This is a genomic window from Psychrobacter sp. 4Dc (assembly GCF_002836715.1).
Classification (GTDB): Bacteria; Pseudomonadota; Gammaproteobacteria; order Pseudomonadales; family Moraxellaceae; genus Psychrobacter.
The window spans coordinates 1-16,490 of the sequence record NZ_PJAT01000069.1 but is presented as its reverse complement, the minus strand read 5'-3'; the positions used below and the strand labels follow the sequence as shown (position 1 = coordinate 16,490).

The following is a 16,490-nucleotide window of genomic DNA, read 5'->3' as shown; positions in this document are numbered from 1 at the left end:
CGCAATGATGGCCATTCTTCTATCTAAAAAATCTTCACAATTCAAAGTTGGTGAGAAACCTAATGCGTCAGCTATAAACGAAGAAATCCAAAACCTCGTTTGTGATTTACAAATCAATTCTGAATGTGGTTATGGACTTAAGTCCTCTAATAAACGTATTAAAAAGTATGTTGACGATTTTTTACAGACCTTGGTTTAGAAAATAAGGAAAACTGAAGGTTCAATCTGATTATTGAACCTTCAACTATCTCAATATTTCAAAATGTATCATTCTATCCATACCGAGACACCCCGTCACGGTTCATATGGAGAAACAGAATGTTACCCTCTCAAGACACAGAACATACTCATATTGAAAATAGTGATGTAGTAACTAACTATCTTCCACATCAAGGCATGTCACGCGCTAAAGACATCCTACCATTCTTACCGTTTGGGCGCACGACGCTACACGAATGGTCACAAAATGGCAGATTCCCAGCCAGCATTAAACTATCACCAACCATGGTCGCTTGGCGAAATGCGGATGTTATAGAGTGGCTGGAAAATCATAGTAATCCTGTCAATAATGCACAGGAGATTATTAATGAATAATATAATCAAAGAAAAAGCCCATGCTGACGGCATGGGCTTATCTCAATATCTAGCTGATTTCTTACTCGCTACGTTTGCAGACGTAGCAGATAACGAAGTTCTAGCAACTCTTATCAATACTCATGAAAATGCTGATATCTATAAACTACATTGTGATATTACCATTTTTTCTGGACAACTAGAAGGGCAAGTACAACTGGACACTGCTAATACGCTAGGTTTAGTTATGCTCAATAACAAAGCTGAGCAAGTTAATCTTGCTAGCATACCGCTTGATGATAACGGACGTATCTTTATATCCGATACCGACATACCGAGCGCCTTTATCATTGGCTCAATGAGTCGTGATAGTAAGTGGATAGTGGTAGCTGATCTTGCTGAGTCAGTGCGATGTTATAACGCTTATCGCAAGCAAGGCATTGACGTAACGGTACTCACTTGCCTTATACCGAGTTTATTAAATCGGACGGTAAAGCACTTTGCAGAGGTGCATCAAGTCACTATCGTGACCACCTCACAGTATAAAGCCAAAGTCATAACACCACTTAAAGGAGTGAATGTTGAAGCCATTATTTGTGAACATACGCTTATTTATGACGCGCTCGAGTTTGGTGCTGATTATGATGACTTGATAGCCGATGCTGAGATTATAAACTTGCAAGCACTAGGCAAACCAAAACCTAAACCTATCAGTCAAAAGCTACCACCAGTTAAGACACTTACAAGCACTATGATGCCAAAAATGATATGGGATTATGCTTCAAATTGTGCTGAGCGCTTGAGCGCACCTATCGAATATGTACTGATGCCCTTGATGGTATCGTTAGGTAGCGTAATAGGCACTAGGCTGAGCATTTACCCAAAAATGTACGATAATTGGGAAATAGTACCTAACTGTTATGGTGCAATTGTTGGTGATCCATCGAGTAAGAAATCACCGTCATTATCTGAGGGCTTAAAACCCATATCGCATTTAGTAGCACTTGCTAAAAATAAGTACAATGAGGACAAGCTCGAGCATGACACCCAAAAAGAGCTTAACAAGCACATGACAAAGGCAGCTGAGAAACAGCTCAGTGAGCTTGCTAAAAAGCTAGCAACCCAAGCCGATGATGCTACTGAAATCAGCCAAGATGACCTAAAAGCCAAAGCGCAAGAGTTAGCAGAGGCCAAGCAGAGTGATGATCTGATACCTGAGATTAAACGCTACGTTACTGATGACGGTACGATTGAGAGTATCGGAGAGCTGGAGAGCAAACACAAAAACGGTATGCTGGTTAAGCGTGATGAGCTGACAGGTTGGCTTGCTTCACTAGAGAATGAGAGCAATCAACAAGCGCGCTCATTCTATCTTGAGGGCTTTAATGGCTTAGGTAGCTTTCAAGTCGATAGAATAGGCAGAGGCTCAGTGTTTATCGACACTCACTGTTTATCAGTTATTGGTGGCATTCAGCCTGACAAGCTTGAGTATTACTTATCTAAAACCATGAAAGGGCTAGGAAATGACGGACTTATCCAACGCTTTCAACTGATGGTTTATCCTGATCCTCTACCGAACAGTAAAGAGCGTGACTTGCCACCTGATAAAGAAAGCCGTGATGCTATCTATAACTTGTTTGAAACCATCGACAGTATGCAGCTAGGCGACTTCATGCGCTACGGTGCAAATCCGATTGATGAGTACCATAAGCGTCCCTACTACCGCTTTAATGATGAAGCTTATCAAGAATTTATGAATTGGTATGATGCGCTTAAACTCAGAGCTGGTGAAGCTGAACATAGCATCATAGCTGAGCATCTTCTCAAATATGCTAAAACAGTGCCGTCATTAGCACTAATCTTTCATTTAGTGGATTGCATCGAACATGGCACATCATTAGGTGCAGTCAATATAAATGCACTCAAGGCAGCGCTGGCATGGTGTGATGTGTTAGAGAGTCACATGATGAGAATATATAGCACTGTCACTGATAGCGCTAATATCAAAGCGTCTTATTTAGCCGATAAAATAATGAAAATGGTCAGAAAGGGAGCTGACAAAACTGACACAACCGACTGGATTAGTCATGGCTTTACCGCTAGGCAGCTAATCCGCAAAGGCTGGAAAGGTCTGAATGATGCTGATGGCGTATTGAACGCGCTTGAAATATTAGTCGAACATAACTGGTTGAGCTGGCAGGAAGTACCAAGTACAGGTCAAGGAGGTAGACCAACAGAGCGTTACTCTATTAACTCAAAATTAACTGAGCTTATATAGGTTATGGCAGTTATGGCAGTTATGGCAGTTATGGCAGTTATGGCAGTTATGGCAGTGTAGTATTAGAGCGCTATTGAAAAATAGCGCCTTTTTTTGTGCTTGAATGATAGTTTCGTCAGTAGTACTACTTATGGTTCTTATTGAGATTTCTTATATAAAAAATCTCTATTAAGATACCTCAATCAAACCACTGATCTTTATTTTTAATAATCCAATTGTCTAGCTTATCAACTTGAATAAACTCAATTTCAATTGGCACCGGAGGGTTTCTATGAATCCAATAAATTTGCCTAGCAATATACAACATAATTATTTTAGGGTTAGTTTCAGTATTTAGTGAGTATCCTAAAATTTCACAAATCCTATGATGGTTTTGAACAAGAAAATCATGTCGCTTCAATATTTTAGGAACATGAGTTTTTCTACCTTCATCGAAAACCCTATTTCGGAGACGCTTCATATCTTGTAAGCAATATGGAGTTTGGTTGTATTTACATTCGACCATAACCCAAGTATTTGATTGGGGAATGTATACCAGCACATCATAATCACCAACATCTTCAAAACCCTCTTTTTTAAACTTTCTTTTAAAATCTATACCATGATGACAATAGTTAGAATGAAAGTAGCGGTTAAATATTTCAAAGGTAACCAATTCAAGTTTTTTTTCTATGTCTTTTTTAATGCTATCAACTACCGTATTAACAGATTTCCAAGCAAAATTGGCAGGCAGGCAACCCTCAGCTATTCGAGCTAGCCATATTTTCCTTGTCCTAAAAGCACAACCTGCGCTCCATAAAACGCTGTCATTGCTTATTCTAATTAAAGGTTTTATATTTAAGCGTTGATCTCTTTTGTTGTACTCTAATACAGGTACATCAAATTCCACTTTGTCAGAACCCAATTTTTTAACCACTCTATCTGCATCTAAAGTTAAAAAATTGATGGCTTTTCTAATTTCTTGCTCTATAACAACTCTATTTGAATCCTGGAGTTCTAAAACCTCTCTAACACATACAGAAACTAATTCACTGAAAAAAGCGCAATAATGATTTTCTAGGTCGATTTGATTAATATTTGCCCAGCTTTGTAGAACATCTAGGGTTATAATAAGTGTTGTGAATGAAAAACCTAAATCGGCCATAAATGCCACATTGATTTGATTTAGTACTTTTTCAGTAATTTCTCCTGTAACCTCGTCACTTTCATTAACACCTACCCCCAGATTAGTACCTGCTTGTTCAATTCCGAATTCATGATCAAATTTTCCAGAGTTTTCTGAGAAAAACACCTGTGGAATGTATTCGCTGTCAATCTCAACTCCTCCAACCTCAATGCCGTGATGAATAACATCGCTGGCAGAGTACAACGTCATTAACCAACCTACGTAAGCAAGTATCAATAAAATATTTTCTTTAGAAGGTTCTTCACGACCACTAGACTTATTAGCAACTAGCCTTTCAATAATATAACGATGATGATTACTGTTTTTGTTAAACTCGCTCTGTAAGTCATAAACAGACTCTTCTCTATTAAATGCAACCTCATGTTCTAAGCTTTTTAATGCACGATGATTATGATGATATTTGAAGTTAATGTAAGCATCGTAATTATCTAACAAACTTATCAGCAACTGAACTTTATCAAACTTTGAAAGAAGCTTAAGTAGTGTGCTTAGATAGTCTGATGAAATATCGTTAATTAGATCTTTAGCAACAGCAAGCTCATATCGATTTTTCTCATAACCCTTATTTCTTATTATTTCTGCTAATTCCTTCCTCGCAATTATATAATGTTCAGGTTTAGGTAAAATATGAAAACTTTCAAGAGAGTCAAATGTTCTCTTCATCGCACCTAAAGATACTCTGGTTTGGTTCTTGTACGACTCTTCTAAAAGTTCAATGGTTTGATCCGAGATAAAGCTTTTATTTATTTCATAAATAATATTTATTACTTTCTTTGCTAGCTTGCCTTGAAACTCACTGTTGATCGAGTTGTCTAACTCTGTTTTCATAGCTAAGATATTTACAGATAGTCTGATTTCTAGACATTTATCATATTTGCTTGTATCTTGATCAACCCACCAAACTAAATCATTAAAAAAGTTTTTACTAGTAGGTCCTACTTTACCTTTATCGTCAATCAAGAAATTCTCATCAAGTAAACATTTGAAAATAATCGTTTGATACTGATTAACAACTATAAGTTGCGAGATAATGTTTCGTCTTTGAGATAGTGCATCTGCAGTACTCTCAGCAAAAAAATTAAGCATTCTACCGTTTATTTGAGGTAAGTTTATGAATTCATTAATTTCTACCAAAAAATGTATGGATGTATTTGACACTTTAGTTGACCAAGTATACTTAGTACCATTATTAGCACTTAAAAATTGGATATCATCGTAAGAGCTACTAGGTGTCCACTTAGATATTTTATCAGGGAAGTCTACAATCAAATTTTGCCAATAATTAGCCAAATATTTATAGCGCCAGTTAGAGCCACTATGAGGGTCTAAAGCTATAATGTCATAGGTAGTGGCTCCTTTTTCTAAAATTCCATTTGAGTCCTTGAAGGTTGCAAACTTGTCTACTAACGAAACAACAGAGGAATGCATCTTACGGTCATGTCTTTTTATAAAACTTAAGAATTTTACAAGCTCATCAGCATTTTCAATACTATCAAAAACTGAAATGAATTCAGGGAAAGGAAAGACTATTCCAGATTTTGGAGGTGAATAGTAACCTGCCGCGGTAGCGGCACCTCCTGTAACGTATAAGATCTCTATCTGTTCTCTTGAGACCATGTCTCCAATTCGCTCCTTAACATTAAAAGCATAAGGAGAATTTAATTTTTTAAAACCCCAGTACTCACTTTGAAGCGCATTCTGCAAATCAGTTTCAAGCTTTCCAGCTGTGTCTTCGTCATCATCTAAAATCACTACAAAATAAAATTTTTCATCAAAGTAAAACACAGAGGTTATTATGGGAGAGTAAATTTTTTCTGCATCAAATAATTGTAATGGTAATTCACTGAGTGTTTCTAATCTACGGTTGATGAAGTCAAGCAGTCGAAATGAGACTTCTTTAGGATCGGATGACTTTGAGGCCCACTTATCTATGACAACAGAGATACTATTACGAATTGAAAAAGGAAATAGTTTTTTTGAAATTTCGACAAACACATTTTGATTTACCTGTGACTGCATAAATGCATTAGTAAATTCGTCAAGACTTGAGTAAGTTCTCTCTTTGCCCAATCTTATAGCTATGCCATTGGTATCCTCGCTAATATAGTCACTAGTATTTGTAATCACCTGTCGACAAGCCATCCAAAAATCAACATTTGGAATCTCAATATGCCCATTTTGAACATCTTTAGGTAGATCGACGACATGCTTAAGTTGGTTAATTATATGATCTTGCAACTTTAAGGCATATAAAATGTCGACTATTGCTTCTGGCTTATCACCATGAATAATTAAGAAAGAATGCAAAAAGTCAGGCACTCTTTCAATACAGCCACCATAGAATATATTAAAGTACTGATTGTCGACGTTAACCTTAACTTCTCCCCAATCTATTTCAGGAACAAAGTCTTCCAACATCGGAAATGTGGGAAGTAAGTCTATTAAATAGCTAGAGAACTTGCAAAATTCATCGTAGTTGTTAATAGCTTTATTATATTTAAAGTCATTTTCTTTAATACTTAAAAATGCATTAACTAAAATACTCTGTTTTACAAGTGATGAGATATTAGGCGGCCATAGCTCTATAGTATTAATAGCTATAATAATATCTACAGGAGAGTACTGCTTCAAAAACAGGACTAGATCATCGTATAGTTTTGTATAGTTACTATCATTCTTATTTTTAGGAGAACTATATTTAAGTGAATTGTTGAGGCTCTGGATAGCTTTTTTATTTATCCCCAAAGAAGTGCTAACACCTAGCAAATCATAGATTGATTTGTGCTTTTTTTTCATATACCACCTCAAATTAAACTGACAAAACTGACAAAACCTCGCTACAAGATATATTTTTATTTGAATTCATTAAACATCGTTATGCTATAAATTACTACCTTTAAAAACTTCTGATGTATATCTAGAATATCGTCTTTAGTCTACTATTATTCAACTAATATCATTAGATTATAGCCCAAATATTTCATTACTCCCGATGAGGCATAATAATCGCCTGTTATAGCCAAATTCTTATCAGACCGCTTACGTTTTTTCTGTACTGCCCTAACCTCATAACCATGAAAATTCTCACGAGCACCCACACGTATTGAGCTATCGAGCCCTAGCTCTTTTTTAACATTACGTGCTGCTTGCTCGCTATGCGCCCTAATCTGCCAATGTCCAGCATCGGTAAGTTGACAACCTATTGTCACGAACTGCTGTAGCATTTCAAGCTGTGTCTCTTTAATCCCAAAATGAATCGATGATACGTTTAAGTTTTGTTTACCTGTAAATATTTCCACAAACGATTTCAGTCTAGCAGGTTCATCAATTGACATCTGATACGCACAATCAAGTGCTTTAACTAGAACCTCTTGATTTTTATGTCCACTCGGCGCACTCAGCAATAACCTATCATCAGTAAAAATCTGACAAGCTTTATCGTAAATCTTTCTAGCTTTATTGACAGAAATACCATGCCGAAGTGCGACTTCTGCCAACTGATCTGCTCTTTTATCAACGCTTATTTTTTGAAGCTCTTCTAACAGCGCAATGACATCGTAAACTTTAGGATGAATAAATATAGATAGCTGGGTATCTACTGCATCATTTTGTGTGTTTTGCTGGCAAGCCATGTTAGCTGGTGTGCTGTTATAAGAAAATAGAGAATCTTTGCTCGCAATCTTGTTGGTTAAATAGCCACGCAACTTATCAAGATGCACCTGTTTAGTACTGGCATTATATGCCCTGCTGTCTTGCCTATTCACCGTCTGGTAACCAATACCTGTCACCATCTCAAATATAGTTATAGGCATAACAAGTTTGGCCTTACTCATCTGCCACCCAGCCAGCAAATGAGCGGTATGGATATAATACTCAAACGTAGTATCTGGCGTTAGATGTCCAGCAAGGCTAGCCAGCCCAAACCACATCCCCTTTTCTTTATTATTAGCAAGAATAGCTTCAACGATAGCATCGCTATGATCTTTATCATAATCCGTCATCACCTGCTTAAGTGGTGAGCCGCTTAACACCAGTGCCAATTGGCTAATGGCGGTATGCCGAAAGCTATGAAAGGTAAAGTCATGATTATTTAATAAGCGATCCCATATTATTTTCATCATATTGCTGAAAAACATAGATGGTAGTGGTTGATCTCCTGACCCTTGTGAGAATAAATAGCGGCGCTTTAACCTTTTTTGTTGATAATAGAATGCGATGAACGGTTGCAACTCATCAATCTTGAAAATCTTATCTATCGGTATCACTCGTTTGGCACTACTGCTTTTAAGACTACGATAGCGGTTGGGTTTGAGAATTATTTTTGGCGCTTCAATCACTTGGCCATTGATAAACCCTATATCTGTAATGTCGTTAACCTTAGTACCAATGATTTCATTGATACGCATACCGGTGCGATAAGCAAGTGCTAGAACCACAAAGCATAATTGCTTTTGCTCAAAATCTAAATTTGATGACTGAATATAATCTTTCATCGCATGATACACATGCGGTGACACCATCTCAGATTTTACTACCTGCCGATTATTGCCCCATGGAAAATAAACGTAAGGCGCATCAAAGTGCATACGCTGATAATCATGAAATGCTTTCAGACGCCCATAAGTAAATTTCTGGCTGTCTTTCAGGCGGTCAAGATGAGATAGCTGTTGACCAGTAGCATTGTTATCATTATCTATACCACTAGACGTATCATCAAACTCTGATGATTTGCTAAGCACAGATACCCTGCGGCCATCTTTTACCTTACTCTGAATAATCTGCTCATAAACTTCCTCAAAGTCACTGCCTTCCCACTGATCAACGTCCTCATCCATCGTTAGCATCAGCCAGTCGCGGCCAATGCAGCCTACATACTTACTGATAGTATTTAGTCTAATGCTAGTATCACCGAGCAACGACAGAGTCCAACTAAGCAAGCGCTGTGCATTGGGCTGGCTAGCGTCTATTTTTAATGTTGTGATAGTAGAAATAGCGGCGTTTCTAGTCAGTTTGAGTGCATCTTGTAGCTCTTTGATCAAATTTTTACTAAAGCTTGGATAAGCTGTAGCATTTCTCTTGTCTTGTGATTTTCCTGCCGTCTGATAACTGGCATCAAACAGCTCAGACCACTCGAGTGGCTCAGGACTTGGCTTAATGGGCTCTCGGTTATAATGAATAAGTTTCTCAGTCGGCAGCCCCGTGGTTTTAATATCACCTTGCTTCACCACGGAAAGCGCACCATCAATCAGGCTACCCTCTAGCTGTCGCCAGTGATAGTTGGCATATTTAATGAGCAGTGAGTGCTGCGGGCGCTCACTATCTTTATTGGTGAGTTTAAGCGTTTGTGAGATATCGTTGATTATGGTATTAAATGGCTTTATCTTGGCAGTGTTTAACTCTTTATTTTTTAGAGCATATAAAAAACACAGGCTCATATCATCGGGGACATAATCAACAAAACGGTGTAAGCTTTCGCTGTCATCTAGCGTAGTTCCATAATTATCATCACGCACTCTAAGCGGTATTATAGCCAAACATTCTACTCTGCTTTTTTCATCAGTCGCTGGCATGTCAATCTGATAAATCTGACGCTCACCAAACAGCCAATCGTATAACGCTCTTAGCACCTCAATGTCGTTAATACCGCCATACATGATGCTGCAATACAGGAACCCCTCAACCAAGTCATTGACTGAAAAACGCCGCTTTCGTTGCCAAACCTCTATCATTGTGGCGCTACTGTCTGCCACAGCACGTCCATTAACAAACCAATCATAGTTAATGGTCAAGCGCTCACGAGTTGCCAGTATCGGCACCACAGGCTCATTAAGATATATCTGGTGAGTTTTATTATAATCACGAACAAACTCTAAAAATCCGCGCCGCGCCAATTGAAAGTTTTGGGCGGTATCAAAACTCTCTTCTAGTAAGTGGTTAATCGCTTCATAATGATGCCGCAGCTCACAAGGCGGATGCATAGGTTTTTGATTAATATATTCTTTAATCAGGACTTTAGCATCACGCTTAATACTTTTTTTAGCTTCTTCTCTATTCAGCTGTCGCAGTTTATGAGCGCTAATATTATTCATATAGACGAACCTCAATTTGTTTTAAGTGCAGATCTGTAGCAATCGCATCTAAATGGGGACTGAGCGTATGCAGTTGATTTATGAAGCTTGATGACATCGGATGCATAAATTCCTGATCAGGATGCTCATGACCGTAAAGCGCGCAAATCAGATAGTCAGGCACACGCCCTGTAAGCATGGATCTCAGCTGATGACGCAGCCAGTTATCCTGATGGCTAAAAAAGTCTTGCAACTGATAGCGGACTCGGCTTGGCGTAATACTGGCAAAGCGTTTTGGATTTTTTTGGTAAATTTGAATGAGGGGTTGTTCTGATTGCAAGATTTCATTGATGGGATAAGGCGCTGCTGGACATAATGAATTATAGATGGCAGCAAACTGCTTAATATAAATAATGTAGTTTTGAATAGCCGTTATCAAAAATTTGCTAAGAGGAATGAGCCTACCATCAGACTGCGCATGACGCTCTTCTTTGTCAGATACCCATAACATGCACCGATGAAAGTCAAACTGGTGTAGCAAGCCTGGTGCGTGCTTAACTGGGCGGATACCCGTTTGGATCATGACAATATGCCACAACCAAATACTATAGCTATTAAACTGCGCAATATAGCGATCCATGTGGGACTTTAGCTTGCCATTAAAGCTCTCGGCACTGACAGCCAGTTGATTAAAGAACTGCTGGCACATTGTGGTCTTTAGTGCCATATCACTACCAATGTGGCTTCTATGCCCGTTCATCGGTACGCTACACTCATCTATTAAAAGTGCTTTTTGCTCATCATTACAGTATTCAGTTATCAGCTCTACCGCTTTTATATAAGTTTGCTCTAGCTCTACCGTTTTAGTGCTAAGGTAATACAGCGCAGAGCTATGCCGTACATCAACGCCTGTGATCAGATCAGCATATAATGGCTTATTAAGCTCATTTTTTATCAGGATAAATAAGCCTGCTTCAATATACTGGGGACTCAGTGCTGGCAGGTTAAGTATATCTTTAGCGTAAGAGATAGCGGCTTTAACAGTATCGGATGAAACGGCAATCTTATCCTCAAGCATGATTTGCAAAGCTTCAGGCAGTGCGCAATAAAAGGTACTGCCGTAGCTTTGTCTGTGGGCAAGCAGATGACTTCGAGTATTGGTCGTCACATCAATCGTGATGCCAATGCTAATGATTTCACGGACACGATCATAAATGAAATACTGCCGTTGACTGCGACTGCATTGCCAATCAGCAATGATACTATCAATACTAAGACCGCTTAACAGTGATAGCAGTAGTACCACATATCCAGTGCCACTCTCTTTATCAACATCCATAAAACGTTGCCAAAGCGTGGCAAATAACATCTGGTAGCCGGTAATGCTTAGCTGACGATGATTGGTTGGGAAATGAAATTGATTACGGCGGGCATGTTGATGGTTGTTCTTTAATCGCCATTGCTGCATCTCAGAGGATTTAGCAATTTGTGTGGCGGGCTTAAAGTCATTGTCTAGTAATGGTATTTCATCGTCATCGGCAATATTTTCAGCGATTGCCACGTTACTGTGTTTTTTTAATTGTTTCGTACCAAACATTATTCTTTGTAGCGGCTCACCATCGATATGCATCACTGTCTTAGTGACTGCTTGAGCCGACTTTATGCATTTAATATTTTCAGTATAGGTTTTACCAATAAAAGCCTTATTATCAATCGCTACTTCATAAGCCAACCTAATTTGACCAATTTTACTACCAAGATATTGGTTGGCTATTTCACCTGTTGCCTCTTCCTGTTTGACGCTTACTTCATATTGTCTGATATAAAGTAAACATGAGAACAAGCTGTCGCACTGGGCGTGAATGCTAATTAACTGGTCGAGAATGCCACGTTGTGGATCAGAATGTCTTAGCGCCATACGAACACGCACACCAAGCTTATCTATTTTAGCAAAGTGCTTGTCATGGCGCACTGTGATCGTAACCATAACCTTTAAGTAGCCACTCATAAACCGCCAAGCATTATTATTGATATCAACTTCGCCATACGTCTGATAAAAGACAATTAGCATATAGCTGACCGCCCACTCTCCAGTTTTACCTTCCCGAATGATTTCTTTAATCACATCTTCACAGTCTATGCCAGTAAAGTCTGCAAAATTAGACTCTGGTGTCAACGGCAGTAAATCAGTATCATTATCTGGCACTAAATTAATCACATCAATCACTAGCTGAGACATTTGTATGTGATGTGGTGAACCTACTGGAATAAGCTTATCCAACACTCGCCTGTCGGTCACATCATTAAATAATTTAGTGTGACCCATAAGATATATCCATCCAATTCAGGTTTTTGGGCAGCCCCAGCATCGCCTCATCATTGGCTACCTTACACTGCTGATACTCATAAGCACTTTGGCTGATACCAGCAAACCTACAATAATTGTCTACCGTCAGACGCTCAATATTCATGAGTTCGCAAATAATACTTTTTGGTGCACTGGAGCTTAATGCTTTTAAAAAATCAGGGTGATTAATTCCCCGTGAGAAGGCCAGCTCGACAACCTCACTCCAAGCCAAACGCTTAATATCTCTGAAGCTTTCAGCGGCAACTAGACAAGGCTGACGTAAACTCATCTCGTCTATTAGAATTTCATCAAACCTTCTAAACTCATTAAAAAAATAATAGGTCGAATCTTTACCAATGACCAATCGTAGCGGTGGGCGATAATAGTCATCCAAGCCACCTATATTTATACCTCTCATTCTTGGCCTAAATTGATGCCATATTAGCAATGCCTTTTGCGCATCTTGATGAACAACCAAATTATATTTACTAAAAGTTATGAACTTCTGAGTAGGCTTTAGATGAATACTATTCATTTTAATACTATTAATAGTGAATTATACTAATTATGATATGTTATAACCTATCGATTGTAAAGCCTTTGATATTGCTGTTATATTTTTATCTTTGGATAAATAAAATACTGATTCATAACTATTTTTTAGACAAAAAAAATACTCTCTAACCCATGATAAATAAAGGCTAAAGAGTATTTTAAAATTTCAATTTTAGTTGGGTGAGGAGGTTAACGTCTTATATCAGTCGACCTTCCTATCAAGCTTAGTTCTCTTCGTTATCATCGGGAACATACTTTAAAACATCTCCTGGGGTGACTTTTAATACTTGGCACAACTTACTCAGGGTATCGAATTCTATGCGAGTTGTCTCATCATTATAAATTCTATGAAGCGTTGACTTACTGATATCTGTCATTCTTACTAAATCTGCAACTCGCAATCTTCTTTCCGCTAAAAGCACTGGTAGATTACATGAAATCACAATAAAATCCTTATTGGTAAGTAAAAAATACTTGCCAGTGACTACTTTTCTGTTAAAATAATACTCGTTGGCAATAACTAAGTTTCCGTCAAAAACTATTTTCTGCTGACTAACGCTCTATTATGTCATAGACTCATCTTGCTGCTCAATAGCTGGCTAACTGTGATGGGTACGACTTGTTCGATAGATATAGTAACTATAAAAATGTGACACTAATCACAGTCATTCTGCCAGTAAAAAGGAGTATATCGTGGGCGTCAAGATTGAATGGAGCATGATACAAAATGCATGGGATAAACGGGTCTGTGAGGATTATTGGGCCTATAATCATAAAATCAGCTATGCAGATTATGTGCGTATGCTCTGTCAAAAATACAATATTAGCTCGCAAATATTATTTGAAACTGTAAGCCAATGCTATACTTGCTTAGATGATGTTTGCTGTGAATATTGTGGGAGCGCCTGTCCAATTGAAGTACCTGCTGATATCGCCTATATGCAGGCAAAAGAGAGTTGGTTTTGTGCAGTATGTGAGCATGCTATGTGGAGAAGTGACTTTATTAGCAAGTAAATAATCAAAGCTACTTTCGGGAGTTTCCTAAAAACTGTGTAACTGCTTATAATCCACTAACAGGAGAATAAGCAATGACGACTCAATCTGACATTAAGAAACTGGCCGAGCAAATGGCTGGTAGCATGAACAGCTTTGATGATATCAAAGACTTCCAAAAGCAGCTCATGCAATCCTTTATCGATACTGCCTTAGAGGCTGAGATGGAAGACCATCTCGGCTACCCCAAGCATGAGAAAGCAGATAAACCTAATAAGCGTAACGGGCACACTAAAAAGACCGTCCGCAGTGATACAGGCGATCTTGAAATCTCTACCCCAAGAGACCGCGGTGGCAGCTTTGAGCCTGTGCTCGTTAGTAAGCATCAAACCCGTATCTCAGGTCTCGATGATAAAATCATATTCCTTTACGCCAAGGGTCAAACCACCACTGAGATCGTAGAGAGCATTAAAGAGCTCTACGATGTCGACATCTCAAGCTCTCTTGTCTCAAGAGTCACCGATAACATATTAGAGGACATCACCGCTTGGCAGAACAGGCCATTGAATAGTGTTTATCCTATCGTCTATTTGGACTGCATCGTCGTGAAGATACGTCAAGATAAGCAGATCATCAACAAAGCCATTTACTTAGCCCTAGGCGTTAACCTTAACGGTAAAAAAGAGCTGCTTGGTATGTGGCTCTCAGAGAATGAAGGCGCTAAGTTCTGGCTAGGTGTTCTTACCGAGCTTCAAAACCGTGGCGTACAAGACATCTTAATCGCTTGTGTTGACGGTCTAAAGGGCTTCCCTGATGCCATTAACACCGTCTATCCAAAGGCACAGGTTCAGCTGTGTATCGTACACATGGTGCGCTATTCAATGAAGTTTGTGCCATGGACGGACAAAAAGGCCGTAGCGGCTGATTTAAAGGCCATCTACGGCGCTGATACGCTTGAGATAGCTGAGGCTAATCTTGAGCACTTTGATGAGGTGTGGGGTGATAAGTATCCGCATGTGGTTAAGTCTTGGCGCAATAACTGGGAGGGCTTAACGGTGTTCTTTAATTACCCTAAAGACATCAGAAAAGCCATCTATACCACCAATGCTATTGAGTCATTGAACAGCGTGATTCGAACAGCGGTGAATAAGCGTAAGGTGTTCCCATCTGATCAGGCAGCATTCAAAGTGGTTTACTTAGCCACCCAGCAGGCATCCAAAAAGTGGTCGATGCCCATTCGTAACTGGACGTCTGCTTTGAATCGCTTTATGATTATGTTTGATGATCGTATAAGCAGGCATTTAATCTAAATGGCAGTTACACAGAATCTGAGATGGGCTCCTACTTTCAGCTAAAAAACTGATATTTTTATCTGCCATAATCAATCCCTCTCACTTAAAACACTAACTCTATTCGTATTCATGACGATTTGGTTTTCGTTGACTTTATCATCAGTCAACAAGGCATCTGTATAACCAAATATATTTCCATTTATGTCGTGATATCACATAGCCTATTCAATCCTCAATATATATCGCTTTTAAATGAAACGAGTTAGGCTCATCAGTCATACTTGATCGATAATATATATACTCACCAGTATTAGATAATAGTCCTTCGACAGCATCTCCTATGTAAGCAAAAGCTTCTATTGGTAAGCTTTGCTCGCTCTGCATACCAACAAATATCCCTTTAGTATCATGGGCTTTTTTAAGTTGGCTAGTTAGCTTGTGTGTAGCTGTTTTCACCATATCTAATTCAGTATCACCCGTAGCGCTTGCGTGAACAAACTGGAATGAATTGCCACACTCAAGTAAGTTTATAACATCTACCACATCTATGCCGATAATAGTACTTGCCGCATTTACATCAAGCAGTTCAACGACATCTTTTATTTCATCAGGCTGACACTTAATAACTGCCTCTACGATATCTAAGCTTCCATGGTCATGATCATGATTATCTGTTTGTACGCCTACCAAAATATCAGCCCTTATTTTCTGTTTTAGCTCAAATAGTGCCTGCTCATTCCATTCATCGTTCATAACCAAACAACCAATGATAGCTGGTGGAAAACACTCTATGTTTGATCGATATAAAGCGGCACAGGGGGTATCATCTATTTGCGAGTTGTCGAGCTGATATTTCATGATTATACTCACTTATAATTAGAGCTTTTCGTTCAATAGATGGTTATCATTTAAAACCTGAAACACCGTGTCCATTTCTTCCAAAATTTTATCGGCCATCGTTCCTTCATTTATCATTGACCATGCCTTAGTAGAGCTCTTCCAGTTTTGAGGATCAAAGTAGTAATATGCAGGCCAAAGTGGCGAAGCACCAATATTATTTTTAATTAACTCTCTATTCAAAACAGCTTTCATATTGCTGGCTTCGATACAATTTTTAACTTCTTTTCTAGAATTAAATTTAATTCCTAAGCATGGGCGATCAAAATTTGCGCCTTGAAACTCAAAGGAAATATACCCT

11 protein-coding genes and 1 pseudogene are annotated in these 16,490 nt (G+C 38.6%); 5 read left to right on the top strand and 7 right to left on the bottom strand.

Annotation, left to right across the window (positions count from 1 at the left end):
• The 3 genes from CXF61_RS14130 to CXF61_RS03980 all read left to right on the top strand — a co-directional run.
• On the top strand, positions 1-199 hold a 199-nt coding region (locus CXF61_RS14130), incomplete at its 5' end, for a hypothetical protein (protein ID WP_227526591.1).
• Positions 200-318: 119 nt separating this feature from the next.
• Positions 319-594 carry a helix-turn-helix transcriptional regulator gene (locus CXF61_RS03985; RefSeq protein WP_165597241.1) on the top strand — a complete coding sequence of 92 codons (276 nt, stop codon included), beginning with the start codon at positions 319-321 and terminating at the stop codon, positions 592-594.
• Positions 587-2,851: a YfjI family protein gene (locus CXF61_RS03980; RefSeq protein ID WP_193834178.1), complete on the top strand. Its 2,265-nt coding sequence runs from the start codon at positions 587-589 to the stop codon at positions 2,849-2,851. The genes CXF61_RS03985 and CXF61_RS03980 overlap by 8 nt, the downstream gene beginning before the upstream one ends.
• A 178-nt stretch (positions 2,852-3,029) precedes the next feature.
• On the opposite strand, the gene CXF61_RS03975 is transcribed toward CXF61_RS03980, so the two are convergent.
• The 5 genes from CXF61_RS03975 to CXF61_RS03955 all read right to left on the bottom strand — a co-directional run bounded on the left by CXF61_RS03975 (position 3,030) and on the right by CXF61_RS03955 (position 13,450).
• Entirely contained in the window at positions 3,030-6,833 is a 3,804-nt protein-coding gene (locus CXF61_RS03975; protein ID WP_165597239.1) for a hypothetical protein, read from the bottom strand.
• A 146-nt stretch (positions 6,834-6,979) separates the two neighbouring features.
• Positions 6,980-10,126, bottom strand: a complete 3,147-nt coding sequence (locus CXF61_RS03970; RefSeq protein ID WP_165597238.1) for a site-specific integrase — start codon at positions 10,124-10,126, stop codon at positions 6,980-6,982.
• Positions 10,119-12,431, bottom strand: coding sequence for a hypothetical protein (locus CXF61_RS03965; protein ID WP_165597237.1), 2,313 nt, complete (start codon positions 12,429-12,431; stop codon positions 10,119-10,121). Before CXF61_RS03965 ends, CXF61_RS03970 begins: the two co-directional genes overlap by 8 nt.
• On the bottom strand, positions 12,418-12,987 hold the full coding sequence (locus CXF61_RS03960) for a hypothetical protein (RefSeq protein WP_165597236.1): 570 nt from the start codon (positions 12,985-12,987) through the stop codon (positions 12,418-12,420). The genes CXF61_RS03965 and CXF61_RS03960 overlap by 14 nt, the downstream gene beginning before the upstream one ends.
• 244 nt (positions 12,988-13,231) lie before the next feature.
• Positions 13,232-13,450, bottom strand: a complete 219-nt coding sequence (locus CXF61_RS03955; RefSeq protein WP_165597235.1) for a helix-turn-helix domain-containing protein — start codon at positions 13,448-13,450, stop codon at positions 13,232-13,234.
• Positions 13,451-13,700: 250 nt separating this feature from the next.
• Between CXF61_RS03955 and CXF61_RS03950 the strand changes: the two genes are divergently transcribed.
• Positions 13,701-14,021: a hypothetical protein gene (locus CXF61_RS03950; protein ID WP_165597234.1), complete on the top strand. Its 321-nt coding sequence runs from the start codon at positions 13,701-13,703 to the stop codon at positions 14,019-14,021.
• 74 nt (positions 14,022-14,095) lie between these two features.
• Positions 14,096-15,310: an IS256 family transposase gene (locus CXF61_RS03945; RefSeq protein WP_165597233.1), complete on the top strand. Its 1,215-nt coding sequence runs from the start codon at positions 14,096-14,098 to the stop codon at positions 15,308-15,310.
• Positions 15,311-15,517: 207 nt separating this feature from the next.
• Here CXF61_RS03945 and CXF61_RS03940 read toward each other — a convergent pair whose 3' ends face one another.
• Positions 15,518-16,150 carry a hypothetical protein gene (locus CXF61_RS03940; RefSeq protein WP_193834177.1) on the bottom strand — a complete coding sequence of 211 codons (633 nt, stop codon included), beginning with the start codon at positions 16,148-16,150 and terminating at the stop codon, positions 15,518-15,520.
• Positions 16,151-16,168: 18 nt separating this feature from the next.
• Positions 16,169-16,490, bottom strand: a pseudogene (locus CXF61_RS14030) (hypothetical protein); the annotation flags it as partial.

Coding starts and splice junctions, on each gene's coding strand:
- CXF61_RS03985 (WP_165597241.1), top strand. CDS start 319: ATGTTACCCTCTCAAGACACAGAACATACTCATATTGAAAATAGTGAT.
- CXF61_RS03980 (WP_193834178.1), top strand. CDS start 587: ATGAATAATATAATCAAAGAAAAAGCCCATGCTGACGGCATGGGCTTA.
- CXF61_RS03975 (WP_165597239.1), bottom strand. CDS start 6,833: ATGAAAAAAAAGCACAAATCAATCTATGATTTGCTAGGTGTTAGCACT.
- CXF61_RS03970 (WP_165597238.1), bottom strand. CDS start 10,126: ATGAATAATATTAGCGCTCATAAACTGCGACAGCTGAATAGAGAAGAA.
- CXF61_RS03965 (WP_165597237.1), bottom strand. CDS start 12,431: ATGGGTCACACTAAATTATTTAATGATGTGACCGACAGGCGAGTGTTG.
- CXF61_RS03960 (WP_165597236.1), bottom strand. CDS start 12,987: ATGAATAGTATTCATCTAAAGCCTACTCAGAAGTTCATAACTTTTAGT.
- CXF61_RS03945 (WP_165597233.1), top strand. CDS start 14,096: ATGACGACTCAATCTGACATTAAGAAACTGGCCGAGCAAATGGCTGGT.
- CXF61_RS03940 (WP_193834177.1), bottom strand. CDS start 16,150: ATGAAATATCAGCTCGACAACTCGCAAATAGATGATACCCCCTGTGCC.